The sequence below is a fragment of the Nocardiopsis mangrovi genome, assembly GCF_042653925.1.
GTDB classification, from domain to species: domain Bacteria; phylum Actinomycetota; class Actinomycetes; order Streptosporangiales; family Streptosporangiaceae; genus Nocardiopsis_B; species Nocardiopsis_B mangrovi.
Genome location: NZ_JBHSFQ010000028.1, coordinates 19,592 through 46,153, shown reverse-complemented (window position 1 = coordinate 46,153; position 26,562 = coordinate 19,592). Strand labels below are relative to the sequence as shown.

At 74.0% G+C, this 26,562-nt stretch carries 21 protein-coding genes; 12 read left to right on the top strand and 9 right to left on the bottom strand.

Annotated elements, in window-relative coordinates; genetic code table 11:
* Positions 1-129: 129 nt before the first annotated feature.
* Positions 130-2,028: a S9 family peptidase gene (locus tag ACFO4E_RS23165; RefSeq protein WP_378578192.1), complete on the top strand. Its 1,899-nt coding sequence runs from the start codon at positions 130-132 to the stop codon at positions 2,026-2,028.
* Between the two features lie 56 nt (positions 2,029-2,084).
* On the opposite strand, the gene ACFO4E_RS23160 is transcribed toward ACFO4E_RS23165, so the two are convergent.
* Together ACFO4E_RS23160 and ACFO4E_RS23155 are read right to left on the bottom strand one after the other, a co-directional pair.
* Positions 2,085-2,621, bottom strand: coding sequence for a kinase (locus tag ACFO4E_RS23160; protein ID WP_378578191.1), 537 nt, complete (start codon positions 2,619-2,621; stop codon positions 2,085-2,087).
* Positions 2,622-2,685: 64 nt separating this feature from the next.
* Positions 2,686-3,330, bottom strand: a complete 645-nt coding sequence (locus ACFO4E_RS23155; protein WP_378578189.1) for a nucleoside/nucleotide kinase family protein — start codon at positions 3,328-3,330, stop codon at positions 2,686-2,688.
* A 282-nt stretch (positions 3,331-3,612) separates the two neighbouring features.
* On the opposite strand from ACFO4E_RS23155, the gene ACFO4E_RS23150 reads away from it, so the two are divergent.
* The 4 genes from ACFO4E_RS23150 to ACFO4E_RS23135 all read left to right on the top strand — a co-directional run bounded on the left by ACFO4E_RS23150 (position 3,613) and on the right by ACFO4E_RS23135 (position 8,373).
* Positions 3,613-4,776: an ROK family transcriptional regulator gene (locus ACFO4E_RS23150; RefSeq protein WP_378578187.1), complete on the top strand. Its 1,164-nt coding sequence runs from the start codon at positions 3,613-3,615 to the stop codon at positions 4,774-4,776.
* A gap of 260 nt (positions 4,777-5,036) precedes the next feature.
* Complete coding sequence (locus ACFO4E_RS23145) at positions 5,037-6,176, top strand: substrate-binding domain-containing protein (protein ID WP_378578185.1); 1,140 nt, start codon at positions 5,037-5,039, stop codon at positions 6,174-6,176.
* A gap of 146 nt (positions 6,177-6,322) precedes the next feature.
* Positions 6,323-7,108 (top strand): ATP-binding cassette domain-containing protein, encoded by a 786-nt coding sequence (locus tag ACFO4E_RS23140; RefSeq protein ID WP_378578183.1) that lies wholly within the window; start codon positions 6,323-6,325, stop codon positions 7,106-7,108.
* Positions 7,108-8,373, top strand: a complete 1,266-nt coding sequence (locus tag ACFO4E_RS23135) for a sugar ABC transporter permease (RefSeq protein WP_378578181.1) — start codon at positions 7,108-7,110, stop codon at positions 8,371-8,373. Before ACFO4E_RS23140 ends, ACFO4E_RS23135 begins: the two co-directional genes overlap by 1 nt.
* Positions 8,374-8,509: 136 nt before the next feature.
* On the opposite strand, the gene ACFO4E_RS23130 is transcribed toward ACFO4E_RS23135, so the two are convergent.
* The gene (locus ACFO4E_RS23130) at positions 8,510-9,373 is read right to left on the bottom strand and encodes an endo alpha-1,4 polygalactosaminidase (protein ID WP_378578179.1); all 864 of its coding nucleotides are present in this window, start codon (positions 9,371-9,373) and stop codon (positions 8,510-8,512) included.
* 222 nt (positions 9,374-9,595) lie between these two features.
* On the opposite strand from ACFO4E_RS23130, the gene ACFO4E_RS23125 reads away from it, so the two are divergent.
* Positions 9,596-9,823 carry a hypothetical protein gene (locus ACFO4E_RS23125; RefSeq protein WP_378578177.1) on the top strand — a complete coding sequence of 76 codons (228 nt, stop codon included), beginning with the start codon at positions 9,596-9,598 and terminating at the stop codon, positions 9,821-9,823.
* Here the strand turns inward: ACFO4E_RS23125 and ACFO4E_RS23120 are convergent.
* Positions 9,801-10,676 carry a helix-turn-helix transcriptional regulator gene (locus ACFO4E_RS23120; protein ID WP_378578175.1) on the bottom strand — a complete coding sequence of 292 codons (876 nt, stop codon included), beginning with the start codon at positions 10,674-10,676 and terminating at the stop codon, positions 9,801-9,803. The two genes, ACFO4E_RS23125 and ACFO4E_RS23120, sit on opposite strands and share 23 nt — an antisense overlap.
* A 117-nt stretch (positions 10,677-10,793) precedes the next feature.
* Between ACFO4E_RS23120 and ACFO4E_RS23115 the strand changes: the two genes are divergently transcribed.
* The 5 genes from ACFO4E_RS23115 (at position 10,794) to ACFO4E_RS23095 (ending at position 16,991) form a co-directional block, all read left to right on the top strand.
* On the top strand, positions 10,794-11,822 hold the full coding sequence (locus ACFO4E_RS23115) for an aldo/keto reductase (RefSeq protein ID WP_378578173.1): 1,029 nt from the start codon (positions 10,794-10,796) through the stop codon (positions 11,820-11,822).
* 204 nt (positions 11,823-12,026) lie between these two features.
* The gene (locus ACFO4E_RS23110) at positions 12,027-12,746 is read left to right on the top strand and encodes a TSUP family transporter (protein ID WP_378578171.1); all 720 of its coding nucleotides are present in this window, start codon (positions 12,027-12,029) and stop codon (positions 12,744-12,746) included.
* Positions 12,747-12,818: 72 nt separating this feature from the next.
* The gene (gene mug / locus ACFO4E_RS23105) at positions 12,819-13,391 is read left to right on the top strand and encodes a G/U mismatch-specific DNA glycosylase (protein WP_378578169.1); all 573 of its coding nucleotides are present in this window, start codon (positions 12,819-12,821) and stop codon (positions 13,389-13,391) included.
* A 128-nt stretch (positions 13,392-13,519) separates the two neighbouring features.
* Positions 13,520-15,445, top strand: a complete 1,926-nt coding sequence (gene dxs / locus ACFO4E_RS23100; protein WP_378578167.1) for a 1-deoxy-D-xylulose-5-phosphate synthase — start codon at positions 13,520-13,522, stop codon at positions 15,443-15,445.
* A 181-nt stretch (positions 15,446-15,626) separates the two neighbouring features.
* Positions 15,627-16,991: an FAD-dependent oxidoreductase gene (locus ACFO4E_RS23095; RefSeq protein ID WP_378578165.1), complete on the top strand. Its 1,365-nt coding sequence runs from the start codon at positions 15,627-15,629 to the stop codon at positions 16,989-16,991.
* A gap of 126 nt (positions 16,992-17,117) precedes the next feature.
* Here the strand turns inward: ACFO4E_RS23095 and ACFO4E_RS23090 are convergent, their stop codons facing one another.
* Positions 17,118-17,972 carry a neutral zinc metallopeptidase gene (locus ACFO4E_RS23090; RefSeq protein WP_378578163.1) on the bottom strand — a complete coding sequence of 285 codons (855 nt, stop codon included), beginning with the start codon at positions 17,970-17,972 and terminating at the stop codon, positions 17,118-17,120.
* Between the two features lie 706 nt (positions 17,973-18,678).
* Positions 18,679-19,443 (bottom strand): TetR/AcrR family transcriptional regulator, encoded by a 765-nt coding sequence (locus ACFO4E_RS23085; RefSeq protein WP_378578161.1) that lies wholly within the window; start codon positions 19,441-19,443, stop codon positions 18,679-18,681.
* Positions 19,444-19,716: 273 nt separating this feature from the next.
* Here ACFO4E_RS23085 and ACFO4E_RS23080 point away from each other — a divergent pair, with 273 nt between their 5' ends.
* Positions 19,717-21,948, top strand: a complete 2,232-nt coding sequence (locus tag ACFO4E_RS23080) for an MMPL family transporter (RefSeq protein WP_378578159.1) — start codon at positions 19,717-19,719, stop codon at positions 21,946-21,948.
* A 141-nt stretch (positions 21,949-22,089) separates the two neighbouring features.
* Here the strand turns inward: ACFO4E_RS23080 and ACFO4E_RS23075 are convergent, their stop codons facing one another.
* From ACFO4E_RS23075 to ACFO4E_RS23065, 3 genes are all read right to left on the bottom strand, one after another.
* Positions 22,090-24,153 (bottom strand): 3-hydroxyacyl-CoA dehydrogenase NAD-binding domain-containing protein, encoded by a 2,064-nt coding sequence (locus tag ACFO4E_RS23075; RefSeq protein ID WP_378578277.1) that lies wholly within the window; start codon positions 24,151-24,153, stop codon positions 22,090-22,092.
* Between the two features lie 77 nt (positions 24,154-24,230).
* Positions 24,231-25,433, bottom strand: a complete 1,203-nt coding sequence (locus ACFO4E_RS23070) for a thiolase family protein (RefSeq protein WP_378578157.1) — start codon at positions 25,431-25,433, stop codon at positions 24,231-24,233.
* Positions 25,434-25,658: 225 nt separating this feature from the next.
* Entirely contained in the window at positions 25,659-26,516 is an 858-nt protein-coding gene (locus tag ACFO4E_RS23065; protein WP_378578276.1) for a tetratricopeptide repeat protein, read from the bottom strand.
* Positions 26,517-26,562: the final 46 nt, after the last annotated feature.

Here is a 26,562-nt window from a genome sequence, read left to right as displayed (position 1 = left end):
AGGCCCGCACAGCGGCATGCGAGCGCCGCCGCGCCCACCCGGCGCGGCGGCGCTCCGCTCGTCCGGGCGGGGCGGCGGCGCCCGCGAAATCCCTGTCGCGTGCGGGGCGCCTTCGCTAGGGTCGCCGGAATGAGACCAGATGACATCGTCCGGCTCCACTCCCTCGGCGCTCCCTCCCTGTCTCCCGACGGCCGCACCGCCGTCGTGGCCCTCACCCGGCCCGATCTCGGCACCGACGACTACCGCGGAGCGTTGTGGTCGGTCCCCGCCGACGGCTCCGCCGACCCCGCGAGGCTGACCAACGGCCCGCTCGACAGCGCGCCGGTGTTCTCGCCCGACGGCCGCCGGCTGGCGTTCCTGCGCGGCGGACCGGGCCCCGCGCAGCTGTACGTGATGGGCACCGGCGGCGGGGAGCCCTGGCAGGTCACCGACCACCCCCTCGGGGTCGGGGAACCGCGGTGGAGCCCCGACTCCCGGCGGATCGCCTACAGCGCCCGCGTGCCGGAGGAGGGGCGGTATGCGGGCGACCCCGGCAAGGAGCCGCCGCGCCGGATCACCGGCCTGCGGTACCGCTACGACGGGGTCGGCTTCACCAACGACCGGCGGTTCCACGTCTTCGTCGCCGATGCCGACCGGGCACGCGACGAAGGCCCGGGAACGCCGGTGCGCGTCACTCATGGGGACGGCGACCACCGGAGCGTCTCCTGGAGCCCCGACGGGACCCTGCTGGCCTTCGAGGCGGCGCTCCACGAGGGCCGCGACCGCGACCACACGTCCGACGTCTGGGTGTGCGCCCCCGACGGATCGGGCCTGCGCCGCCTCACGGGCACCGGCCACATGGTGGAGTCCGTCCGGTTCGCCCCCGACGGCCGCACCGTCTGCTTCACCGGCGTCGACATCAGCGAGAACAGCGCCTGGCACGTCGCCCGCCAGCTGAGCCTGTGGTCGGTTCCCGTCGACGGCTCCGCACCGCCGCTGCGGCTGCTCGCGGAGGAGGACCACCACATCGCGCCCGGAGGGATCCCCGTCCCCGCCGACGACGGTGTCCTGGTCCCGGTGGAGCGGCGCGGATCGGTCGAGCTCGTGAGCGTCCCCTACGGCGGCGGGGAGCCCGCCACCCTGGTCTCGGGGCCGCGGCAGGTCCAGGCGGCGGCGTACGCGGCGGGCACGGCCGTGGTGACGGTCGCCGACGGTGCGAGCTCCGGCGAGCTGGTGCGGATCGACGGCGGGGAGCGGGCGCTGACCGGGTTCGCCGGGGACGGGTCCCCGCGCCCGCTGGAGGAGATCACCACGACCGCTCCCGACGGCCACCCCGTGCACGGCTGGCTGGTCCGCCCCGAAGGGCCGGGGCCCCACCCGGTGCTGCTGATGATCCACGGCGGGCCGTTCCGCATGTACGGCTGGCAGCTCTTCGACGAGGCCCAGGTCTACGCCGGCGCCGGCTACGCCGTCGTCATGGGCAACCCGCGGGGCTCGTCGGGGTACGGGCAGGCGCACGGCAAGGCCGTGGTCGGCGACGTCGGCCGGGTGTCGGCCGCCGACCTCCTCGCGCTCCTGGACGCGGCGCTGGCCGGCGGCGGCCTCGACGCGTCGCGCGCGGGGGTGCTGGGCGGGTCGCACGGCGGGTTCATGACCACGTGGCTGGCGGCCCACCACGGCGACCGGTTCAAGGCCGCCATCAGCGAGCGCGCGGTCAACGCCATCGACAGCTTCCACGGCACCAGCGACGAGGGGTGGGCATTCGCCTTCGACCTCTACGGCGCCGACCCGGCCGGCTGGAGGGAGCAGAGCCCGCTCACCCACGCGGACAAGATCGGCATCCCGATGCTGATCATCCACGCGGAGCAGGACTGGCGCTGCCCCTTGGAGCAGGCACAGCGGCTGTTCGTCGCCCTGCGGCTGCGGGGCGTCGAGACCGAGATGCTCCTCTTCCCGGGAGAGGGCCACGAGATGTCGCGCTCGGGCCTGCCCAGCCACCGCGTCGCCCGGTTCGAGGCCATCCTCGACTGGTGGTCCCGCCACCTGTGACCCCCGCCGGCCCGGAACGCCCGCCGTTCCGGGCCGGGCCGCCTCCGCGACGGGAGTCAGGCGCGGGGGACCCGCCCGCGCGGGAGCCCGGTCCGCTGGAGTATCAGGTCCACGGTCGCCGGCAGGCCGCTCCGCGCGCCGACGACCTCTTCGCCTCCTCCGGGAAGCAGGTCCCGCCACCGGTACCAGCGCCGCATCTCCGGCTCGCCGAAGTCCCGCGCCTGCGGGCGCGTGGCATGGCGCCTCAGGGTCTCGGGGAAGGGGACGTCGAGGTAGAAGAACGCGCTGCGCCCCGCGTGGTCGGCGCGCAGGGCCCCGAGCATCGGCCCGTACCGACCGGCATCGAGGATGCCGTCGATGACGACGTGGTACCCGGAGTCGAGCGCGTACCGCGCGATGGTGTCGATGAGCCCGATGTTGGCCGCGCCGGGGACGTCCTTCTCCCGCAGGATCGAGCGCCGGACGTCGTCCTGGGACACCAGCGCCACGCCCCGCCCGCAACGGGAGCGGATTTCGCGTGCGACGGTGCTCTTGCCCGATCCGGAGTTGCCCCGGACCACGATCAGGACCGTCGCCGGGGATCCGGTCGCCACGCGGCCACGATACCGTCCGCGATCAGGGGCGGGCCCGGTCGCGTGTGCGGCCAACGCCGGGACGTCACCGCGGGGGCGGACCCGCTTCCGGCACCGCGGGGGAATCCGGGGACGCGTGCGGATCCGGGTGGTCGCGGGCGTTGTCGAGGACGAGGTCCGCGTGCGCGTGCGGCTCGTGTGCCGCGTAGAACGCGTCCTCCTGCCGCGCCCACATCCGGCGGTAGGGGGCGTAGGCGGCCGCGTCGGCGCGGTGCGCGAGGCGGCGGGCCCGCACCTGGGCGGGGGCGTCGACCCAGATCAGGGCGGAGAGGTAGGGGCGCAGGTCGCGGGCGCCGGAGCCGCAGCCTTCGAGGATCAGGGTGTCGCGGGCGGCGGTCCCGGCCCATCCGGCGTGCCGGCCCCGTTCCCAGTCGAAGCGGGGCCAGCGCGGGTCGCGTCCCCGGGCCAGGGGGGCCACGACGTGGTCGAGCGCCAGCGGGACGGCGGCCGCCAGGCCCGTCCAGCCCGGGTATAGGTCGTCCATGTGGACCACGGGGCAGCCGATGCGGTCGGCCAGCAGCGAGGCGAGCAGGCTCTTGCCCGATCCGGACCTGCCCTCGACCGCGAGCACGCGGCTGCGTCCGGCCCGTGCCGGGGCGGCGGACAGGATGCCGGCGACCCGGGCGCTCCAGTGCGCGTCGGCGGTGGTCGATCGGGGTGGAACGGGCACGCCACGGAGCCTACCCGCAGCAGGCCGGCGTGCCGGGGCGGCGGAACGGGGGCCGGGTACGGAGGCCGGGCCGCGCGGTGCGCGGGAGGGGCCCGGTCTCCGGCGGGCGGGACGGGCGGGACCCGGCCGCGTACGGGGACGGGCCCGGCCATCCGGCGCGTGCGGGGATGGCCGGATATCGGGTTCGTGTGGGACGCGGGCTGAATTCAACTCTTGTAAGCTCGCTCCCACCAGCGGTGCCCGCCTTCACCGCCGACCGACCGCAGAGCCAGGGAGAGCGCCGTGACCGTCGATGCGACACCGGGGTCCCAGGCCGCGCTGCGGCGCGCGAACCAGCAGCGGGTGGTCGAGGCGCTGCGGGCCGGGGGCACGCTCACCCAGGCCGAGATCGCGCGGGTCACGGGGCTGTCGCCGGCCAGCGTCTCCAACATCGTGCGCACACTGCGCGGCACCGGCACCATCACGGTACGCGAGACCTCCTCCAACGGGCGCCGGGCGCGCGCCATCACGCTGGTCCGCCCGCCCGGCGCGGTGGTCGCCGTCGACTTCTCGACGAACCGCCTGGCCGTGGCCCTCGGCGACAGCCACGGCGGGCTGCTCGCGCGCGAGACCATCGCCTACGACGTCGCCGCCGATCCGGAGCGCGGGGTGCGGCGCGCGGTGTGGCTGGTGGAGACGGTGCTCGCCGCGGCCCGGGTCGACCATTCCACGGTGGTCTCCGTCGCGGCCTCCGTCCCCGGCCCGGTCGACCTCGCGACCGGCGAGATCGGGACGGTCACCTGCATGCCGCGCTGGGCGGGGTTCCGCCCCGCGGCCGCGCTGGCCGAGCGCCTGTCGCTGCCGGTCACGGCCGAGAACGACGCCAACCTCAGCGTGCTCGCCGAGACCGCCGCCGGAGCCGGCGCCGACCGGGAGCACGTCATCTACGTGCAGCTCGGCGAGGGCGTCGGCGCCGGCATCGTCCTGGGCGGGCGGCTGTTCCGCGGGGCGGGCGGCACCGCGGGCGAGATCGGGCACATCGGCCTGGACGAACGCGGGCAGGTCTGCCGCTGCGGCAACCGCGGCTGCCTGGAGACCCAGGTCGGGGCGCCGTACCTGCTGGGCATGCTGCCGCAGCAGGGCACCGCCGCCGCGCCCACCACGGTGGCCGAGCTGGTGCGCGCCGCCGACGACGGCGACCCGGGGTGCCGCCGTATCGTCGCGGAGGCCGGGACGGCCCTGGGGCGGGGGCTGGCGATCCTGGCCAACACGGTCAACCCGGAGATGGTGATCGTCGGCGGGGAACTCGCCGGCGCCGGCGACGCGCTGCTGGAGCCCCTCCGCCGGACCATGGAGCTGGGCACGCTCGGCAGCGCGCTGCGGGATCTGCGGATCGTACCGGGCGCGCTCGGCGACCAGGCGGCGCTCCGGGGCGCGTTGCGCCTGGCAGCGGCCGCGGTCGAGTAACGGGGGCGGCCGGGTCCGGACGTCGTCACGCGCACCGGAAACACTATTTCCGGTGCCGTGGTCGGCTTGAGCTGCGCGGATTCTGAATACACGCTGTGAAGTCAATGAACGTGACATTTCTGCGATGTGTTCAAGGCTTGACGTCAAGCCCAACGAGGGGTTTGACTTCCGGCAACGGTCCACCGAGTGACCCAGCACACGTTGCGGTGCCGGGGTCCCCCATACATCCAGCTCGGTGGCCTTCCGGAGGAGGTCGGACCTTGAACAAGCGAAGCGGAAGCGCGTCCCGTGCCGCGGTCGGCGCCGCGGCGGCGCTGGTGCTGCTCGCGACCGGCTGCGGCGCCGTCACGACGAACGGTGCGGCCGAGGGCGGCGACAACAGTGTGGAGGAGGGCTTCAGCGTCGGTCTGCTGCTGCCCGAATCCAAGACCGCGCGATACGAGAAGTTCGACCGCCCCTATTTCGAAGAGGCGCTGGCCGAGCTCTGTGCCGAGTGCGACCTGCTGTACCAGAACGCCGACCAGGAGACCGCCAAGCAGCAGTCCCAGGCCGAGGCCATGCTCACCGACGGCGTCGACGTCCTCGTCCTGGACGCGGTCGACTCCGCCGCCGCGGCCACCATCGTCACCCAGGCGCAGAACCAGGGCGTGCCCGTGGTCGCCTACGACCGGCTCGCCGAGGGCGGCGTCGACTACTACACCTCCTTCGACAACCGGCGGGTCGGCGAGGTGCAGGCGGAGTCGCTGCTGGAGGCGCTGGAGGCGGAGGAGGCCGGCGACGACGCCCAGATCGTCATGATCAACGGCTCGCCGACCGACCCCAACGCCGGCGACTTCAAGGCCGGCGCGCACGAGGTGCTGGACGGCCAGGTGGAGATCGCCGCCGAGTACGACACCCCCGACTGGTCGCCCGACCGCGCCCAGACCCAGATGGACCAGGCCATCACCTCGGTCGGCGCCGACGACATCGCGGGCGTCTACTCCGCCAACGACGGTATGTCCGCCGGCATCGTCGCGGCGCTCAAGAGCGCCGGCGTCGACGACCTCCCGCCCATCACCGGCCAGGACGCCGAGATCGCCGGCATCCAGCGCGTCATCGCCGGCGAGCAGTACATGACCATCTACAAGATGATCCGCCCCGAGGCCGAAGCCGCCGCCGGCATGGCCGTGGCAGCCGCCACGGGCGAGGAGTACGACGGCGGCGAGATCGGGCTCACCGAGGTCGAGGACGAGGCCGGCAACGCCATCCCCTCCGTGCTGATCGACCCGATCGCCGTCACCGCGGACGAGGTCGAGGAGACCGTCATCGCCGACGGCGTCTACACGATCGAGGAGATCTGCACCGACGCCTACGCCGACACCGACTTCTGCACCGAGGCCGCCGGTTCCGGCGGCGAGTAGGCCGGGCGCCGGCCCGGAGCCCCCGCCCGGGCCGGCCCGCCGGCCGCGACGGACCACCACACGACCACCACGCAAGGGCCGCTGACCACCGGCCGCCCCCCGGCCGCTGCCGGTCCCGCCGTGGGCGACGTCCAAGGGACACCACATTGAGCACACCCGTCCTGGAGCTGTCCGGGATTTCCAAGAGATTCGGCGCCGTGCAGGCGCTCAGCGAGGTCGACCTCAGCGTCGCCCCCGGTGAGGTGGTCGCCCTGCTCGGCGACAACGGCGCGGGGAAGTCCACCCTCGTCAAGGTCATCGCCGGGGTGAACCCGGCCGACACCGGCGACATCCTCTGGGAGGGCGCCCCGGTCACCATCGCCAAGCCCAACGACGCCCAGCGGCTGGGGATCGCCACGATCTACCAGGACCTCGCGCTCTGCGACAACCTGGACATCGTCGCCAACCTCTTCCTCGGCGCCGAGCACACCTCCTTCGGCGCGCTCGACGAGGTCGAGATGGAGCGGCGCGCCCAGGACCTGCTCGACTCGCTCTCGGTCAGCATCCCCAGCCTGCGCGTCCCCGTGGCCTCGCTGTCCGGCGGCCAGCGCCAGATCATCGCCATCGCCCGGTCGCTGCTGGGCGACCCCAAGATCGTCATGCTCGACGAGCCCACCGCCGCCCTCGGCGTCGCCCAGACAGCCCAGGTGCTCGACCTCATCGAGCGCCTGCGCGACCAGGGCCTCGGCGTGCTGCTGATCAGCCACAACATGGCCGACGTCCGTGCGGTCGCCGACCGCGCCATGGTCCTGCGCCTCGGGCGCAACGCCGGCGACTTCCGGGTCGAGGACACCGGTTACGAAGAGATCGTGGCGGCCATCACCGGCGCCGCCGACAACCCGGTGTCACGCCGGTCCGGGCGCGTCTCGGTGTCCGGGACGGAGGAAGCGTGATGGCACAGCAGACACCGGTTTCCAAGAGCGCCGAGGCACCGGCGCCGCCCGCCGACCGCGACCCCCGGCTGATCGTCACCGCCACCTCGCCGCGCGGCCTGCTCACGGCCGCCTTCCGCCGCCTGCGCGGCGGCGAACTGGGGCCCTTCCCGGTGATCGTCGGCCTGCTCGTGATCTGCGTGATCTTCCAGCTCTACCACGAGCGCTTCCTGTCGCCGCAGAACCTCTCCAACCTCACCGTGCAGATCGCCGCCGTGGGCCTCATGACCACCGGCGTGATCATGGTGCTGCTGCTCGGCGAGATCGACCTGTCGATCGGATCGGTCGCCGGCGCCTCGGCCGCCGTCCTGGCGGTCCTGTCGGTGAACCAGGGCGTCCCCGAATGGCTGGCCATCCTCGCCGCGATCGGCACCGGCGTGGTGATCGGCATCGTCCACGGCACGGTCTTCGCCAAGATCGGGGTGCCCGCGTTCATCGTGACCCTCGCCGGCCTCCTCGGCTGGCAGGGGGTGCAGATCTACCTGCTCGGCGACGCCGGCACCATCAACATCCGCGACGGCGGGCCCATCGCCGCCCTCACCCAGACCTACTTCGTGCCCGCCATCGGCTGGGGGGTCGGGGCGCTCGCCGTGGCCGCCTACGCGATCTCCGGGCTGCTCGGCGAACGGCGCCGCGCAGCGGCGGGCCTGCCCGCCAAACCGCCCGTCGAGACGGTCGTCCGCACCGTGCTGCTGGCCGTCCCGGTGTTCGCCGCCGTCGCCGTGTTCAACAGCTTCATGGGCGTCCCGCTGTCGTTCCTCATCTTCGTGGGGTTCGTGGTGGTGTTCGACCTGATGCTGCGCAAGACGCGGTACGGGCGCATGGTGTTCGCGGTCGGCGGCAGCGCCGAGGCGGCCCGCCGCGCGGGTATCAACGTCGACGTCATCCGGATCTCGGTGTTCGCGCTGTCGTCCACGCTGGCCGCGGTCGGCGGCGTCCTCATGGTCTCGCGCTCGTTCTCGGCCAGCCTCGACACGGCCGGCGGCGACGAGCTGATGCTCGCGATCGCCGCGGCGGTCATCGGCGGGACCAGCCTCTTCGGCGGGCGCGGCAACGCCTACTCCGCCCTCCTGGGCGGCCTGGTCCTCGGGGCCATCACATCGGGGCTGTACCTGCTGGAGATGCCGTCGTCGGTCCGGTACATGATCACCGCCCTCGTGCTGCTGATCGCGGTGATCCTGGACGCGGTCTCCCGGCGCAGCCGCAAGACCCACGCCCGCGGCTGACCCGCCGCCCCCGGCGCGCGCACCAGCGCACGCCGTCCCCGGCCCCGCCCGCCATGCCCTCCCCCCGGGCGGGCGCGGCCGGACCGGCGCCCCCGGAGCCCTCGCCTCCGGGGGCGCCGCCACGCCCGGACCCGGGTCAGCCGATGTCGGCGCAGGTGGCGTACCGGTAGTCGGGGGAGTCGGGCGTGGTCACCAGGAGGTCGCGCAGCACCACCGACACCCCGTCGGCCTCGGCCGCGCAGGCCGTGTCCATGTCCTGCTCGCGGTACTCCACGTCGAGCACCCGGTCGGGGTAGGCGCCGGCGTAGACCCCGCACTCGTCCCACCGGCCGCACTCCTCGGCGACCGCGAAGTCGAAGCCCGCGACGGGTCCGCCGGCCTCGTCGATCATCTCCGCCGCGTTCTTCTGCCCGGCCGCGAGCCCCTCGGCGTGCGCGCGGTCGGTCAGCAGCTCGGCGAAGGCCAGCGCGTGCTCGGCGGTGAGCAGGGACTCCGAGCGGTCCCAGGAGTCCAGGTTGTCCAGCTCCACGGCGTCGAATCCGGAGTCCGCGCAGCCCGCCATCCAGTCGCCGACGATGCCGGCGGCGTCGGCGCGCTTGTCCGCGGTCGAGATGTCGATGATGGCCTCGTCCCAGTCCGGGTCGATGACGAGGTCGCCGCCGGCGTCGCGCAGCAGCAGGCCGGGGTGCTCGCTCTCCCACCAGTCGAGCTCCTGGGGCTGCACCTGGAAGCCGTTGACGTAGCAGATGTTGTAGAAGCCGTCGGCGGGGTCCGCCTCGCGGTCGCGGATCACGGCCTCGACCCCGTCCGGGGGCGTGTAGGCGCCGCCGATCTGGTAGTCGAAGACGGCGCGCTCGGGCGGTGCGGCCGCGGCGGACGCCTCGGAGGGGGCGTCGGCCGAGACGGGGCTCGCGGATTCCGCGGAGTCGGGGGCCGCGCAGGCGGCGAGCAGGGCGAGAGCGGCCAGGGGGGTGACGCGCAGTGCGCGAATCGGCTTCATGTAGCCGAATTTACCCGGACGCGGCGGATGGTCTCACCCTCTGTGACCGGAACGACCCGCGGCGCTCCCGCCTCGGGAGCCGGCCGGCGCGCGCTGAGGGCGGTCCCGCGTGTTCTTCTCACCGCGTTTTAGCGTGCGCCCGACCCTCTTTTCGCCTTCGGATGTGCATGCTGGGCACAGGCCCCGGGCGGCTCGGGGCCCGGACATGGACGAGGGGGAGCGATGGGGATCTCACAGAGGCTGTTCCGGGAGGGCGGCCAGGGCATCGACGTCGTCTTCGAGCCGGCGGGCGACCGGCGGGGCGAGCCGGAGCCGGCGGCGGCGCCGCCCGACTCCGCGGGCGCCGCGGGCGAACCGGTGACCGAGGTCCCGGTCGACGCGGCCCTGCCCGCCTGGCGCTGGGAGGTGCCCGGCGTGCGGCCCGCCCTCACACCGTCCGGCCGGCGGTGACCAGGAGGCGGAGCCGTTCCCCCGAGGGGGAGCCGGGCTCGGCGGTGTAGGTGAGGAGGGTCTGGCCCGGGTCGGCCGGCAGCGGCATCTTCTCGAAGTACAGGGAGAGCACGCCCGCCCGGGGGTGGCGGAACCGGTGGATCCCGTGCGGCTGCTCCCGGACCTCCCGTTCCTCCCAGAGCCGCCGGAACGCGGCGCTGCCGTCGCGCAGGTCCCGCACCACGCCGCACAGCCGCGGCTCATCGGGATCGCGGCCGGAGTCGGCCCGCAGCTTGGCCACCACTTCGCGGCGCAGCACCCCGACATCGAGGTGGAGGTCCGCGGCACGGGGGTCGAGGAAGAGCAGCCGCGCCAGGTTCAGGTCGTCGTCGCCGAGCAGGTCCAGGCCGGGCCAGAGCCGCCCGAGCGGCTCGTTCCAGGCCAGCAGGTCCAGCGCGCTCCCCATGACCAGCGCCGGGACGCGCTCCATCGCGTCCAGCAGGGCGCGCAGCTCGGGGCGGACCCGCGGGCGGGGCACGGCGGGGGGCGCGCACGCCCCCTCGGCCCCGGGCGCTGCGGCGGAGCGCCGCGCGTGCCGCCCCGCCAGGTTGGACAGGTAGGCGCGTTCGGTATCGGAGAGCCGGAGCGCGTCGGCGAGGGCGCCCAGTACCTCGGCCGAGACGGCGCCGCCGCGCCCCTGCTCGATGCGCGTGTAGTAGTCCACGCTGACGCCCGCCAGCTGGGCCACCTCCTCCCGCCGCAGCCCGCGCACCCGGCGCCGGTTGAGCGTGGGGGCCACCTCCACCTGCTCCGGGGCGAGAGCGGCGCGGCGTGCCTTGAGGAAGAGGCTGAGCTCGGCCTCGCTGTGCATCATGCGCGCAAGTGTATGCAGCCTGGTCCTCGCGGACCCGGGCTACAGCGGGCCTGGGCCGCCCGGGCCCCGCGCAGGAGGGTGGTGGACACAGGGACACGACGAGGACGAGGACCCAGCATGGAACGACGCATTCTCGGGGGGACCGGGATCTCCGTCAGCGAATACGCACTCGGGACGATGATGCTCGGCGCCTGGGGCAACACCGACCACCGGGACGCGATCCGGATGGTGCACACCGCGCTGGACGCGGGGGTCAACCTCGTGGACACCGCCGACATGTACTCCGGGGGCGAGTCCGAGGAGATCGTGGGCAAGGCGCTCCAGGGGCGGCGCGACGACGTCGTCCTGGCGACCAAGTTCCACAATCCCATGGGCCCCGACGCCAACCACCGGGGCAACTCGCGGCGGTGGATCGTGCGCGCGGTGGAGGACAGCCTGCGGCGCCTGGACACCGAGTGGGTCGACCTCTACCAGATCCACCGGCCCGACCCGGACACCGACATCGATGAGACGCTGTCCGCTCTCTCCGACCTGGTGCGCTCGGGCAAGGTCCGGGCGGTCGGGAGCTCCGCGTTCCCCGCCGGGGACATCGTGGAGGCGCAGTGGACGGCGGAGCGGCGCGGGCACGTCCGGCTCCGCAGCGAACAGCCGCCCTACTCGCTGCTGGCCCGGGGTATCGAGGCCGATGTGCTGCCCACCGCGCAGCGGCACGGCATGGGGGTGCTCACCTGGAGCCCGCTGAGCGCGGGCTGGCTGTCCGGCAGGTACGGGGGCGCCGAGGGAGCGAACCCGATGTCCGCCCACCGCAGCGTCATGCTGGCCCCAATGTACGACCCGGCGCTGCCGGGCAACGCGGCCAAGCTGGCGGCGGTCACGGAACTGGCCGCGGTGGCGGCCGACCTCGGGGTGCCGCTGCCCCGCCTGGCGACGGCGTTCGTCCGCAACCACCCCGCCGTCACGTCGGTGATCATCGGGCCCCGCACCCACGACCAGCTGACGAGCCTGCTGGAGGGGGCGGACCTGGCGCTGGACGGCGCCGTCCTGGACCGGATCGACGAGATCGTGCCGCCGGGCACCGACGTCGCGCGCGACTTGACCTTCCACCGTCCCCAATCCCTCACCGACCCGCACCTCCGCCGCCGCTGACAGCGGGCCCCGGCATCGCCGGGGCCCGTCCCGCGCGTCAGGGAGGGCCGAGCGGTGGCGGGTGCCGGCGTCCTGGAGGACGGTCCGGCGGCCCGGCGGGCGGGGACGCGGGGGGCCGGCGGCCGGCCATCCGGCGCTCCGGCCCAGCTGAACGGTGAATCTCCCCATTCCGACCGGAATGCCGGGGTTATAGCGTCGGTCTTCATGCCGGATCCGTTGTTCCTCCTCATCGCCGGCACCGCCGTCATCCTCGGCGCCGTGCTCCAGACCGGTGTCGGCCTCGGTCTCGGACTGGTGGCCGCGCCGGTCGTCGTGGTGCTCGACCCCACGCTGATGCCCGGGGCCCTGCTCATCGCCACTGCGGTGCTGCCGATGCTCACGCTCACCGCCGAGTGGCGCCACATCGACTGGCGCGGGCTGGCCTGGGGGCTGCCCGCCCGCATCCCCGGCTCCGCGGCCGGCGCGTGGGTGGTGGCCGCCGCGGACCCCGCCCAGCTCGGCGTCGTGGTGGGGATCATGGTGCTGGCGGCGGTGGGGCTGTCGCTGTGGTCGGTGCGGGTGCGCATCACCCCCGCCACGCTCATGGCCGCGGGGGCCGTCTCCGGGCTGACGAGCACCGCCACGTCCATCGGCGGGCCGCCGGTCGCCCTGCTCTACCAGCACGAGCCGGGCGAGAAGGTCCGCGGCACCCTCGCCGGATTCTTCCTGTTCGGCGTGGCGATCTCGCTCGGCGTGCTCGCCGCCGCCGGACAGCTGCACGCGCGTGAGGTGCAGGCGGGCCTGTGGCTGGTCCCCTTCGTCGCCGCGGGGTTCGTGACCGGGCGGCGGCTGAACCGGTTCCTGGACGCCGGGCGCATGCGCGCCGCGCTGCTCGCTGTCGTCGCGGTCTCCGGCGCCGCGCTGGTGGCCCAGGCACTGCTCTGAGGGCCGCGGACCCGCGCCGACCGCCCGGGCCCTGCTCCGGGGCAGGGCCCGGTGGGGTAGGCTGCGGGGCCGATGACGGCATCCACCCGCCCCACCCGGGACCAGCTCGCCGCCGCCCACGGGGCCACCGTCCCCGATGTGATCGCGCCCGGCCTGGACGTCCTGTTCTGCGGCATCAACCCCGGCCTGTATTCCGGGTATACCAGGTTGCACTTCGCCCGCCCCGGGAACAGATTCTGGCCCGCCCTGCACCGGTCCGGCTTCACCCCGCGGCCGCTGCGCCCCGACGAGCAGCACCTGCTCACCGGATGGGGACTCGGCATCACCAACATCGTCGCCCGCGCCACGGCGCGCGCCGACGAGCTGAGCCGCGGCGAACTACGCGAGGGCGGCGCCGCGCTCGTCCGCCGCGTCGAGCGGTACCGCCCCGCGATGCTCGCTGTCCTGGGCGTGACCGCCTACCGCGGCGCCTTCGGCCGCCCCAAGGCCGTGGTCGGCCCGCAGCCGGAGGAGCTCGCGGGCACCCCCGTGTGGGTGCTGCCCAACCCCAGCGGGCTCAACGCCCACTGGACCCCCGACGCCATCGCCGCGGAACTGCGCCGGTTGCGGGCGTCCGTGCAGCGGGCCCGGGGCCCGGCAGGGTGAACCGATTCGCGGGATAGGTTCGGTTAAAAGCCGGTTCCCAGGGCTCATAAACTCTGATGACTGGACAGGGCGTGCCCTACAGGGCTCGCACCCGCGCACGCCACGCTGCAACGAGGGGACTGACGAGGGTGACGCTGCTCGCGACGATGCGGAATCCGGACGACCTGAAGAAGCTGCCCGTCGAGCGCGTACCGCAGTTGGCGGCGGAGATCCGCGAGTTCCTCGTCGCGGAGGTGTCGCGCACCGGCGGCCACCTCGGCCCCAACCTGGGCGTGGTCGAGCTGACCATCGCCCTGCACCGGGTCTTCGACTCCCCCGAGGACCCCATCCTCTTCGACACCGGCCACCAGTCCTACGTGCACAAGATCCTCACCGGCCGCCACGACTTCAGCGGGCTGCGGGAGCAGGGCGGGCTGTCCGGCTACCCCTCGCGGGCCGAGTCCGAGCACGACTTCATCGAGAACTCCCACGCCTCCACCGTGCTGTCCTACGCCGACGGCCTGGCCAAGGCGCAGGCCCTGCGCGGGCGCAAGGGCCGCACCGTGGCCGCGGTCATCGGCGACGGCGCCCTCACCGGCGGCATGGCCTGGGAGGCGCTCAACAACATCGCCGAGGGCAAGGACCGCCGGGTCGTCATCGTCGTCAACGACAACGGCCGCTCCTACTCGCCCACCATGGGCGGGCTCGCCGACCACCTGGCGTCGCTGCGCATGACCCAGGGCTACGAGCAGGCGCTCGACCTCGCCAAGACCGCGATCAACAAGGCGCCCGTGGTCGGCCCGCCCATCTACGAGGTGCTGCACGGCCTCAAGAAGGGCCTCAAGGACGCCATCCAGCCCCAGATGATGTTCGAGGACCTCGGCCTGAAGTACGTCGGGCCCATCGACGGCCACGACGCCGCCTCGGTCGAGCATGCGCTGCGCCGCGCCCGCGACTACGGCGGGCCGGTCATCGTCCACTGCATCACCCAGAAGGGCAAGGGCTACACCCCCGCCGAGACCAACGAGGAGGACCAGTTCCACGCCATCGGCGTCATCGACGCCGAGACCGGCGAGGCGCCGCGGTCGGCCCCGGGGGTCGTGAAGTGGACCAAGGTGTTCGGCCAGGTTATGGTCGACATCGGAGCCGAGCGCTCCGACGTCGTGGCCATCACCGCGGCCATGCTGCACCCCACGGGCCTGGCGCCCTTCGCCGAGGCCTACCCCGACCGCGTCTTCGACGTCGGCATCGCCGAGCAGCACGCCGCGACCTCGGCCACCGGCCTGGCCATGGGCGGGATGCACCCCGTCGTGGCCGTCTACGCCACCTTCCTCAACCGCTGTTTCGACCAGGTGCTGATGGACGCCGCGCTGCACCGGCAGGGCGTCACCTTCGCCCTGGACCGCGCCGGCGTCACCGGCGACGACGGCGCCAGCCACAACGGCATGTGGGACCTGTCCATCCTCCAGGTCGTGCCGGGCCTGCGGATCGCGGTGCCCCGCGACGAACCGCGGCTGCGCAGGCAGCTGCGCGAGGCGGTCGCGGTCCGCGACGCCCCCACGGTCGTCCGCTACCCCAAGGGCGCGGTCCCCGACGAGATCCCCGCCATCGGCACGATCGGCACCATGGACGTCCTGCGGCGCGCCACGCGCGACGGCCACTCCGAAGACCTGCTGCTGGTGGCCGTGGGCCCGATGGCCCACACCTGCTGCGAGGTCGCCGACCGCATGGCCGACCAGGGCATCGGCGTCACCGTCGTCGACCCCTGCTGGGTCAAGCCGCTCGACCCCGCTCTGGTCGACGAGGCGTCCCGGCACCGGGTGGTCGCCGTGGTCGAGGACAACGGGCGCGTGGGCGCGGTGGGCGACGCCGTGGCACGGGCGCTGCGCGACGCCGACCTCGACCTGCCCGTCCGCACCTTCGGGGTCGACCAGGAGTTCCTGGACCACGCCAAGCGCGGCACCATTCTGGCCGACATGGGCCTCACCCCCCAGGACCTCGCGCGCAAACTCACCGAGACGGTCTCCCGCCACGCCGAGAAGACCGCCGAAGACGGCCAGCCCGCCCAGAAGTAGCCCCCACCCCCCGACGAAGCCGAACGGCCCGCGGCGCACGAGCGCCGCGGGCCGTTCCCGTGCCTCTCCGCCACGCGCCACGTGGGGTTCCGGGCCGCCCGCCGCCGTGCCGGCACGGCACCGCCACCGGGTCCAGGGCTTCGCACCCCGCCTTGCCCCCGCGATGGCCGACAATAGGGCCATGACCTCTCCCGATCCTTTGCGCGTGGCGGTGATCGGATCCGGCCCCGCGGGCATCTACACCGCCGACTCCCTGACCCGGCAGCGTCGCGAGACCGTGGCCGTCGACGTCATCGACCGGCTGCCCACCCCCTACGGCCTGGTGCGGTACGGTGTCGCCCCCGACCACCTGAAGATCAAGGGGGTCGCCCGCACGCTGCGCCGGGTACTGGAGCACCCTGATGTCCGGTTCATCGGGGGAGTGGAGTTCGGCACCGACCTCGCCCGTGCCGACCTCGCCCGTTCCTACCACGCCGTCGTCTACGCCACCGGCGCCGCGGTCGACCGCCGGATGGGCATCCCCGGCGAGGACCTGCCCGGCAGCGTCGCCGCCACCGACTTCGTCAACTGGTACTGCGGCCACCCCGACTCCGCCGTCGAGCGGTTCCTGCTCGACGCCGACGAGGTCGCCGTCGTCGGTGCGGGCAACGTCGCGGTCGACGTCGCGCGCATCCTCGCCAAGACCGCCGACGAACTGCGCGCCACCGACATCCCGCAGCCCATGCTGGACGTGCTCGCCGCCAGCCGCGTGCGCCGCATCCACCTGCTCGCCCGCCGCGGCCCCCTCCAGGCCAAGTTCACCGCTCCCGAACTGCGCGACCTCGGCGCGCTCGACAACGCCGACATCGCCGTCCGGCCCGACCAGGTCGACATCGACCCCGGCGGCGAGGAGCCGGCGCGGGCGGCCCGCGCCGCACGCACCAACCTGAAGATCCTCGGTGAATGGGCGCGCCGCGGGCCCGGCGACCGCGCCCGACGCATCGACCTCCGGTTCTGGACCCGCCCCGTCGAGGTGCTGGGCGAGGACCGGGTCACCGGGCTGCGCGTCGAGGCCACCCGCCTCGATGCCGACGGCCGCCTGGCGGGCACCGGCGAGCACACCGTGCTCGGGGTCGGCATGGTCTTCCGCTCCATCGGCTACGCGGGGGTGCCCCTGGCGGGGGTGCCCTTCGACCCCGCGTCGCACACGGTGCCCCAGGCCGACGGCCGCGTCCTCGACCCCGCCGGCTCCGGGGGAGCGGTGGTGCCCGGCGACTACGTCGCCGGATGGATCAAGCGGGGGGCCACCGGGGTGATCGGCACCAACAAGTCCGACGCCGCCGGGACCGTACGCTCGCTGCTCGACGACGCGCCCGCCCTGCGGGCCGCGGCCGGCGCCCTGGAGCCCGTGGAGGAGGTGCTGCGCGATTGCGGGGCCGACGTCACCGACTACGGCGACTGGCTGAGCATCGACGCGGCCGAGGCCCGGCGCGCCGAGGAGCTGGGCCGGGGCGAACGCGTGAAGCTGCTCGGCTGGGAGGAGCTGCGCGGCGCGCTCCGCCGCTGAGCCCGGTCCGCCCGCCCGGCGCCCGTGGTGCGGGCGCCGGGACCCGTCAGGACGGCCCCCGGTCCGCCATGGGCGGTGCGGGGAGGCCGGTTCGACCCGCTCCCGCCCCGCGGGCGCCGGGAACCGTCAGCGGACGTCCGCATCCGACGCGCCGTAGGTGTTGCACGCGTCCATGGTGGCGTCCACGGTCCCCTGGTCGAACCAGTACTGCCGGTTGCGGGACGTGCCGTGGGTGGGCAGGTCGCTGCCGCCGTTGAGGTACTCGTTGACGAGGTCGATCTCGGCGGCGTCGAACTCGCCCAGACCGCGCATCGCGACCCCGCCCATGCACTCGGCCTGGAGCTCGGTGCGGCGCAGCGCCTCCAGCTCCTCGCTCTCGTCGGCGGCCCGGCGCTCCATCTCGTAGGACGCGTCCAGGATCCCGGTGGCCTGCTGGACGTGGTGGCCGTACTCGTGGCCCAGCAGCGCGGTCCAGACGGCCTCCTGGCTGTCGTCGGGGACGTCGCGGGACAGTTCGATCACGTTGGGCAGGACGACGGTGATGGTGAGCGTGTCGTACTCGTAGTAGGCGAGGGTCATCCCCTCCTCGGTCGAGCCGATGTCGGGGTTGTCCTCGGTGACGTTGAAGGTCGGCGCGGGCGTCCGCAGGCCCAGTTCGTCCAGGCTCGGCTGCCACAGGTCGTTCAGGCACACGCCGATCTCGTCGCTGAACGCCCGCCATGAGGACTCGGACTCGGGGTCGAGGCCGGGCAGCGCGCAGGACACGGTGTCGGGCATCGGCATGTCATAAGCGGGATGATCGGTGATGTCCAGGTCGATCGCCCGGGGGCGCTCGTACAGCTCCCGGCTGTGGAACTGCGCCGCATCGTAGACGCCGCCCTCCTGAGCCGCGGGCGGGGCGGACGAGGCCGTGTTGGCCATCAGCGCCACCGAGACCAGCAGGGCGACCAGGGCGGCGAAGGACGAGGTGCCCACTGCCACCCACACGGCCGTTCCGGAGCGCCGGGACGGCTGCGGTGGCCGTCCCCACCCGCCCTGCGGCGGGCCCGGGGGCATCGGCGGCGGCCAGGCGCCGGCCGCTGGAGGTGCGCCGTTGCCGGGCGGCATGGGGGCGAACCCCGCGTGCGCGGGCGGCGCTGCGGGGACTCCGGGTGCCGCGGGCCCCGAGAAGGGTGCGGGCCCCGCGAACGGCGCCGCGGGCGCGGCCGGAGGAGGGGGCGCTCCCGCGGGAGCAGCGGCGTCGGCGGGCCCGGCCGGGGCGGAGGGGGTTTCGGGCCCGGCCGCTCCGGGCCCCGATGTCCCGCGGTGCCGGGGCTCAGGGGCCGGGGGGCGGCCGGGGCCGGGCGTCCCCTCGCCGCCTTGGATGGAGTCCACGAGGTCGGTCCTTGTCGTCGGTACGGCGCGCGCAATCGTGATGATCAACCTTATTAGGACACGGGGGTGGAAGGTAGTGCGGATGGTCCCGATCGGACGGCCGGGAACGGTCGCCCGCGCCGCGGCCGCGCCCCCCGCGGGCGGACCGGGGACGGCCCTGGGCGCCGACGGCGACGGCGGGCGCCCGGGCGCGCGGCGGTCGAGACCGCCCGGCTCCGTGACCGGGAGGGGGACCAGTTCGGAGGGCCGGGCGGGTGCCGATGGGCGGTACCCGGGGCGCAGGGGGCGGTTCCGCGGGGCGGTCCCCGGCGGGTCAGGGGGCCCGGTAGGTGACGCCGACGGTGGAGAGGATGTCGCGCAGTTCGTCCTCGAACAGCTCTCCCATGTCGTCGATGGCGAAGGAGAGGTGCCGGAAGACCTCCATGCAGACCAGGCCGTAGAGGCGCACCCAGCACGAGGTGAGGACGCGCAGGGCTCCCTTGGAGACGTCGGTGGCCGAGAAGCCCGTGTGCTCGGCGAAGGATTCGAGCTGGCGGCACAGCCGGGGTGTCAGCTCGGACTCGGCGGGGACGGTGAAGCGCTCCTCGCGCAGCAGGGTGTCGAACAGCGCGAAGAAGATCGCGGCGAACTCGCGGCCCGCCTCGACCGCCGGGCCGCCGTCGGCCTCGTGCGCGGGGCCCGGGGGCCCGAACAGCAGCGTGAACTCGGCCGGGTTGGCCAGCGCCCAGGCGCGGAACGCGCGCAGCGCGGCGGAGATGCGCCCGTCGACGTCGTCGGCGGGCAGGGAGGAGTCGGCGGCGCGCACCGCCGCGGACAGCTCGCCGAAGAAGTCGGCCTGGAGCGACATGATCAGGTCGTCGTGGCTGGCGAAGTAGCGGTACAGTCCCGGCGCGGTCATGCCCATCTCACGGGCGATGGCGCGCAGCGAGACCCCGGGAGCGCCCTGCGCGTCGAGGTGGCGCCGCGCGATGTCCTTGATCTCACGCAGGGTGGCCTCGCGCACGCGCTCGCGCCGCGAGGGTGCCGGGGACTCCGGCGGGTTCGCCGCCTCCTGCGCTGGTACTGCCTTCTCGGCCACGGCCGCCCTTCGCTCCGCCCGATGTGGTTCCGGGATGTCGGAGATCATATTGACATAGTTAACGGTGTCAGCTTTAGTGAACGAGTGTTGCCCGGGTTGGTCGCCGGGGGTGCTTCAGGGCGCCGGCCCGGCCGGTTCCGTCCTTGCCGCGGGCCGCTCTTCGTATCGGCGGCGCCGCGCCCGGTGGCCCTGGTGGCCCCGGTGAAAGCTAACACCGTTTACTCTCCTGATCTCCCTTCACACTACGTTAACACCATGCCAAGGGGCGGATTCATGTTCGCAAGCCTAGGGCGGTTCGGCTATCGCGGGCGCGTCTGGGTGCTCGTGGCCACCGCGGTCTTCGTCGCCTTCTCCGCCGTGTGGGGAACCGGCGTCTTCAACGCCGTGAGCGACGGCGGGTTCGAGGACCCCGGCGCCGAGTCCACGCGCGCCGCCGAGGTGCTGGCCGAGGAGCTCGGCCACGACGAGGTCGACGTCGTGGCCGTGTACAGCAGCGTGGACCTGCCCATCGACAACCAGATGTTCGCGTTCTCGGTCGAGCAGATGCGCGACGACCTCCCCGAGGACCGCGTCGCGTCGGTCACCACCTACCTCGACGAGGGCCTCACCGACATCGAGCGCGGCGTCCTCATCTCCGAGGACCGCCACTCCACCTACGTCCCCATCACCCTCGCCGGCGACACCGACGCCGAGCGCATGGAGAACTTCGAGGCCATCGCCGACGACCTCGACGCCGGGCAGCTGGAGACCCACCTCGGCGGGCCCGTCGCCATCGAGAGCGAGCTGTCGGCCCAGGCCGAGGGCGACGTCGTGCGCGCCGAGCTGATCTCGCTGCCGGTGCTGCTCGTCCTGCTGGTGGCCATCTTCGGCGGCGTGGTCGCCGCGCTCATGCCCCTGGCGGTGGGCGGCCTGGCCATCCTCGGCTCCCTCACGCTGCTGCACGCCCTCACCTACGTCACCGAGGTGTCGGTCTTCGCGGTCAACGTCGCGACCATCCTCGGCCTGGGCCTGGCCATCGACTACGGGCTGTTCATGGTCAACCGGTTCCGCGAGGAGCTGGGCCGCGGCGCCGAGATCGCCGACGCCATCCCGCGGACCCTGGCCACCGCCGGGCGCACGGTCGCGTTCTCCGGCGTCACCGTGATGATCGCCTTCGCCGGCCTGCTCTTCTTCCCGCAGCCCATCCTGCGCTCCATCGGCCTCGGCGGCATCGCCGTCGTCCTGTTCGACGTCCTGGCCGCGCTGATCGTCCTGCCCGCGCTGCTGGGCGTCGTGGGGCGGCGCATCGACGCGCTGCGGCTGTTCCGCCGCCGGAGCCGGGCCGCCGTCCCCACGGTCACCGGCGCCATCGAGGCCCGCGCGGGCGCCTGGGCCCGGCTCGCCCACAGCGTCATGCGCCGGCCCGTCCTCTACGCCGCGGGCGTGGGCGCGGTCCTCCTGGCCTTCTCCTCGGCTCTGGTGTTCACCGATGTCGGCTCCACCGACCAGCGCTACCTGCCCGAGGACGCCCCGAGCCGCATCGCCACCGAATCGCTGCGCGACGACTTCCCGGCCGGCGGCATCAGCGTGATCGACGTCGCCGTCACCGGCGACGCGGCAGAGGACGACCTGCGCGACTACACCGACCGCCTGGCGGACCTCGACGGCGCGGTCTCCGCCGACGTCGAGCGCACGGGCGACGGCATCGCCCACGTCACGGTGGCCTACGAGGGCGACACCGACGACCCGGCCACCCAGGACCTGGTCCGCGACGTGCGCGCCGAGACCGGCCCGGCCGGCACCGAGACGCTGGTCGGCGGCGTCGCCGCCCTCCAGCTCGACAACGTCCGGGCCATCGTCGACGCGGTGCCCGCGACCCTGGCCTTCGTCATCGCCGTGACACTGGTGCTGCTCTTCCTGGCGTTCGGCTCGCTGGTCCTGCCGGTCAAGGCGGTGCTGATGGGCTTCCTGTCGCTGGGCGCCTCGCTGGGCGTGGTGATCTGGGGCTTCCAGGAGGGACACCTGGGGACGCCGCTCGGCTTCACCGCGGTCGGCACCATCGACCCCACCTACCTCGTGCTGATCATCATCGTGGCCTTCGGCCTGGCCATGGACTACGAGCTGTTCCTGCTCAGCCGGGTGCGCGAGGAGTACCTCGCGACCGGGGACAACTCCCACTCCGTCGCCGTGGGGCTCCAGCGCACCGGCGGCATCATCACCAGCGCGGCCCTGCTGCTGGTCGTGGTCCTCGGCGCGATGGGGTCGTCGTCGCTGCTCTTCCTCAAGATCATCGGCATCGGCCTGGCCATGGCGGTGGTCGTCGACGCCACCCTGGTGCGCGCGCTCCTGGTCCCGGCCACCATGCGGCTGCTGGGGGGCGCCAACTGGTGGCTGCCCGCCCCGCTGCGGCGGCTGCACGACCGCGTGGGCATCACCGAGTCCGGGGAGGACCCCTCGGCCGCCGGCGCGGCGGACGCGGGCCGGGACGGCGCGGGGCACGAGCGCCCCTCGGTCCCCGTGGGCTGAGGCCCCGGACCCGAGCCGCACCGTCCGGCCCGCCCCGCACCGCGGGACGGGCCGGACAGCGGAGGGCCTCTGTTCCCGGACCTCCGGGAACAGAGGCCCTCGTGCCGTCGCCGGGCGCGGCCCGCCCGCCGGAGGCCCGTGCTAGAGCGCCTGGAGCCCGTGCGGGTGGAACGGCGCGCCGTTGACCTTCTCCGCGATGCCGGTGCGGTCCAGATACGGCGTGATCCCGCCCAGGTGGAACGGCCAGCCGGCACCGCTGATCAGGCACAGGTCGATGTCGGCGGGCTCGGCCACCACGCCCTCGTCGAGCATGATCCGGATCTCGCGCGCCAGCGCCCGCAGCGCCCGGTCGAGGATCTCCGCCTCGTCGGACGGCCGGTCGCCGCCGGAGAACAGCTCCGCCACCTCCGGGTCGATCGTGAAGTCCGGCGCGTACACCGCCGTCTTGCCCGCCTCGACCAGCCGGCGGTGCTGCGCCGAGACCGCGAACCGGTCCGGGAACGCCCCGTGCAGGGTCTCCGATACGTGCAGCGCCACGGCCGGGCCCACCAGCTGGAGCAGCAGCAGCGGCGGCATCGGCAGTCCCAGCGGCGCCACGGCGCGGTCGGCGGCCTCGGGGGCGGTGCCCTCCTCGATCGCCTTCAGTACCTCGCCCATGAACAGGGTGAGCAGCCGGTTCACCACGAACGCCGGCGCGTCCCGGCACAGCACCGCGGTCTTCTTCAGCCCCTTGGCGGCGGCGAACGCCGTGGCCAGGGTGGCGTCGTCGGTCTGCTCGCCGCGGACGATCTCCAGCAGCGGCAGCACCGCGACCGGGTTGAAGAAGTGGAAGCCGACGACGCGCTCGGGGTGGCGCAGCTTGCCCGCCATCTCCGAGACCGACAGCGAGGAGGTGTTGGTCGCGATCACGGCCTCGGGCGAGACGACCGCCTCGACCTCGGCGAACACCTGCTGCTTGACGTCCATCCGCTCGAAGACGGCCTCGATGACGAAGTCGGCGTCGGCGAACGCGTCCTTGGTGAGCGACCCCGACACCTGGTGCTTGAGCCGGTTGGCCGCATCGGGGGAGACGCGGCCCTTGGCCAGCAGCCGGTCGACCTCGCCGTGCACATAGCCGACGCCCTTGTCCAAGCGCTCCTGGTCGAGGTCGGTCATGACCACCGGCACCCCGAGGCGGCGCGCGAACAGCAGCGCGAGCTGCCCGGCCATCAGGCCGGCGCCGACGACGCCGACCTTGGTCACCGGCCGCGCCAGCGCCTTGTCGGGGGCGCCGGCGGGGCGCCGGGCGCGCTTCTGCACCAGGTCGAAGGAGTAGAGGCCGGCTTTCAGCTCGTCGCCCATGATGAGGTCGGCCAGCGCGTCGTCCTCGGCCGCGAAGCCCTCGTCGCGGGTGCGGGTCCGCGCCTGCGCGACGAGCTCCAGGGCGCGGACCGGGGCGGGCGCGGCACCGTGCAGCTTGCCCTCCAGGACGAACCCGGCGGTGTCCACCGCCCGCTGCCACGCCTCGCCGGTGTCGACCTCGGGGCGCTCGACGGTGACCTCTCCGGTGAGGACCCGCGCCGCCCAGGCCAGCGACTCCTCGACGAAGTCGGCGGGCTCGAAGACGGCGTCGGCGATCCCCATCTCGAACACCTGGGGGCCCTTGATCGTCTTGTTCTGGGCCAGCGGGTTGTCGATGATCAGTTTCAGCGCCTTCTCGGCGCCGATCAGACGGGGGAGCAGGTAGGTGCCGCCCCATCCGGGGACCAGGCCGAGGAACGCCTCGGGAAGGGAGAACGCCGGCACGCCCGAGGACACGGTGCGGTAGGTGCAGTGCAGCGCCACCTCCACGCCGCCGCCCATGGCGGCGCCGTTGACGAACGCGAACGTGGGCACGTCCAGCTCGCCCAGCTTGCGGAACACGTCGTGGCCGAGGCGGCCGATGGCGTGGGCCTGCGCCCGGTCGCGCAGCAGGGGGATCCCGGTGAGGTCGGCGCCCACGGCGAAGATGAACGGCTTGCCGGTGATGGCCACCGCGGCGATGTCGGTGCGCGCCCGGGCCGCCTCGATGGCGGCGTCGAGGCTGAGCAGCCCGGCCGGGCCGAACGTGTTCGGCTTGGTGTGGTCGTGCCCGTTGTCCAGGGTGATCAGCACGGCGGTGCCCGCTCCGCCGGGCAGCCGCACGTCGCGCGCGAGGGCGCGGGTGACGACCTCGTCGGCGAACATGTCCCCGAGGCCGCCGCGCGCCGCGGTGCCGGCGCCCGAGGAGGCGGGGGCCGGGTGGGGCTGGTCGATGGCGCTGCTCACTGGTCGTTCCCTTCCCAGTTCGTGTTCTCCCACAGGACGGTCCCGCCCATGCCCAGGCCCACGCACATGGTGGTCAGGCCGTAGCGGACCTCGGGGCGGTCGGCGAAGTGCCGCGCCAGCTGCGTCATCAGCCGCACGCCGGAGGACGCCAGCGGGTGGCCGAGCGCGATCGCGCCGCCCCACGGGTTGACGCGGGGGTCGTCGTCGGCCAGGCCGAAGTGCTCCAGGAAGGCCAGCACCTGGACGGCGAACGCCTCGTTGATCTCGATGAGGCCGATGTCGCCGATCCCCAGGCCCTGGCGGTCCAGCAGCCGTTCGGTCGCGGGCACCGGGCCCACGCCCATCACCTCGGGCTCCACACCCGCGAACGAGAAGTCGACCAGGCGCATGCGGGCGTTCAGGCCCAGCTCGGCGGCGACGTCCTCGGCGGCCAGGATCGCCCCGGTGGCGCCGTCGTTGAGCCCCGCCGCGTTGCCGGGGGTGACGTTCCCGTGCGGCCGGAACGGGGTCTTGAGCCCGGCCAGTCCCTCCATGGTGGTCCCCGGCCGGGGCGGTTCGTCGGCGGTGGCCAGGCCGTAGCCCTGTTCGGCGGAGCGCACCAGCACGTCGACCAGGTCCTGCTGGATCCGGCCGTCGGCGTAGGCCTTGGCGACCTTTTCCTGGCTGCGCACCGCGTAGGCGTCGGCGCGCTCCTTGGTGATGGCGGGGTAGCGGTCGTGCAGGTTCTCGGCGGTGTTGCCCATGACCAGGGCGGAGGGGTCGACCAGCTTCTCGGAGAGGAAGCGCGGGTTGGGGTCGATGCCCTCGCCCATGGGGTGGCGGCCCATGTGCTCGACGCCGCCCGCGATGACCACGTCGTAGGCGCCGAAGGCGATCCCGGCCCCGGAGGTGGTGACGGCCGTGAGCGCGCCGGCGCACATGCGGTCGATGGCGTAGCCGGGAACGCTGCGGGGGAGGCCGGCCAGGAGGGCGGCGCTGCGGCCGATCGTCAGCCCCTGGTCGCCGATCTGGGTGGTGGCGGCGATCGCGACCTCGTCGATGCGTTCGGGCGGCAGTCCGGGGTTGCGGCGCAGCAGTTCGCGGATGACCCGGACGACCATGTCGTCGGCGCGGGTCTCGGCGTAGAGGCCCTTGCCGGACTTGCCGAACGGGGTCCGGGCCCCGTCGACGAAAACGACTTCGCGGGCGGTTCGCGGCACGGTTCGCCCTCCTTAATCGCGCAGTGGGTGGCGTGACGACTCTCATGCTACTGGTCGGTAACCAATGTGTGGGGAGCAGTCTGCCACATCCGCCCGCGCGGCGGCCCGCCGCATGCCGGAGGGCCCGGCGCAGGGCGCGTCCGTGCCGGTGGCCGGCAAGGGGAGGCCGGGCGACCGGGTGGCCGGACGGGCGCCGGGACGCGCCCGCGGTGCCGCGGTCCGTGGTCAGAAGAGGGCGGCCGCGTCGCGGTGCCGGCCCATCGCGCTGAGTGCGCCGGCGAGGTCGCGGCGCATCTTCAGGGTGAGCATGCGGATCTCGGGGTCGCCCGCGGCGGCCAGGCCGTTGCGGTAGGCCGCCCGCAGCGTCTCGACGGCCTCCTCGGGCCGTCCGGCCTGGGTGTAGGCGCGGCCCAGCCGGTGGTGGACCAGCAGGGTGTCGAGGTGCCGGCCGCCCAGCCGGCGGCGGCGCTGGGCGAGGACCATGCGCAACTGCTGGGTGGTGTCGTCGTAGCGCCCGACCGCGGCGTAGGCCGTGCTCAGGCCGATGCGCAGGTGCTCGCGCTCCTCGGGGACCCCGGAGTCCTCGACGGCGCGCTCGAAGTGCGCGATGGCGGCGTCGTGGTGCCCGCAGCGGCGGTAGCAGATCGCCAGCCGGCTGCGCGCCGCCACGGTGTCGGCGGCCACCGGCCCCAGCCGGGAGTCGCGGTGCTCCAGCAGGACCTCCCAGATGGCCGCGGCCTCGGCGGGGCGGCCGGAGTCCTCCAGGCTCCAGGCGAGGTTCTCCCGGATGGTGTCGGTCTGCTCGTGGTCCTCGCCGAACACGCGCACGGCGGAGTCGAGGGTGCGCTCGAACTGGGCGACCGCCGCCTCGCGCCGGCCGATCTGGGCGTACTTGCTGGCGAGGTTGTTCCCGGCGGTGATGGTGCGCTCGTCGTCGGGGCCGAAGGCGTCGGCGGTCTCGTGCAGGGTGCGCTCCAGGGCCGCGGCGCGCTGCCCCGGGGTGTGGCCCTGCTCCGGAGATGTGGCGGGAGACGGCAGCCCGCCGGAGGCGAGCCCTGTCTTCCGCAGCAGGGATCGCCACATCGACACCAGACTCACCACCTCTGCACGGCCGCGGCCCACCGCGCCC

What these genes read in the sequence shown, in the direction of transcription:
- ACFO4E_RS23075 (WP_378578277.1), bottom strand. Translation starts at nt 24,153, where the DNA reads ATGTTCGCCGACGAGGTCGTCACCCGCGCCCTCGCGCGCGACGTGCGG.
- ACFO4E_RS23120 (WP_378578175.1), bottom strand. Translation starts at nt 10,676, where the DNA reads ATGATGCACAGCGAGGCCGAGCTCAGCCTCTTCCTCAAGGCACGCCGC.
- ACFO4E_RS23165 (WP_378578192.1), top strand. Translation starts at nt 130, where the DNA reads ATGAGACCAGATGACATCGTCCGGCTCCACTCCCTCGGCGCTCCCTCC.
- ACFO4E_RS23135 (WP_378578181.1), top strand. Translation starts at nt 7,108, where the DNA reads ATGGCACAGCAGACACCGGTTTCCAAGAGCGCCGAGGCACCGGCGCCG.
- ACFO4E_RS23130 (WP_378578179.1), bottom strand. Translation starts at nt 9,373, where the DNA reads ATGAAGCCGATTCGCGCACTGCGCGTCACCCCCCTGGCCGCTCTCGCC.
- mug (WP_378578169.1), top strand. Translation starts at nt 12,819, where the DNA reads ATGACGGCATCCACCCGCCCCACCCGGGACCAGCTCGCCGCCGCCCAC.
- ACFO4E_RS23110 (WP_378578171.1), top strand. Translation starts at nt 12,027, where the DNA reads ATGCCGGATCCGTTGTTCCTCCTCATCGCCGGCACCGCCGTCATCCTC.
- ACFO4E_RS23125 (WP_378578177.1), top strand. Translation starts at nt 9,596, where the DNA reads ATGGGGATCTCACAGAGGCTGTTCCGGGAGGGCGGCCAGGGCATCGAC.
- ACFO4E_RS23080 (WP_378578159.1), top strand. Translation starts at nt 19,717, where the DNA reads ATGTTCGCAAGCCTAGGGCGGTTCGGCTATCGCGGGCGCGTCTGGGTG.
- ACFO4E_RS23115 (WP_378578173.1), top strand. Translation starts at nt 10,794, where the DNA reads ATGGAACGACGCATTCTCGGGGGGACCGGGATCTCCGTCAGCGAATAC.
- ACFO4E_RS23065 (WP_378578276.1), bottom strand. Translation starts at nt 26,516, where the DNA reads ATGTGGCGATCCCTGCTGCGGAAGACAGGGCTCGCCTCCGGCGGGCTG.
- ACFO4E_RS23095 (WP_378578165.1), top strand. Translation starts at nt 15,627, where the DNA reads ATGACCTCTCCCGATCCTTTGCGCGTGGCGGTGATCGGATCCGGCCCC.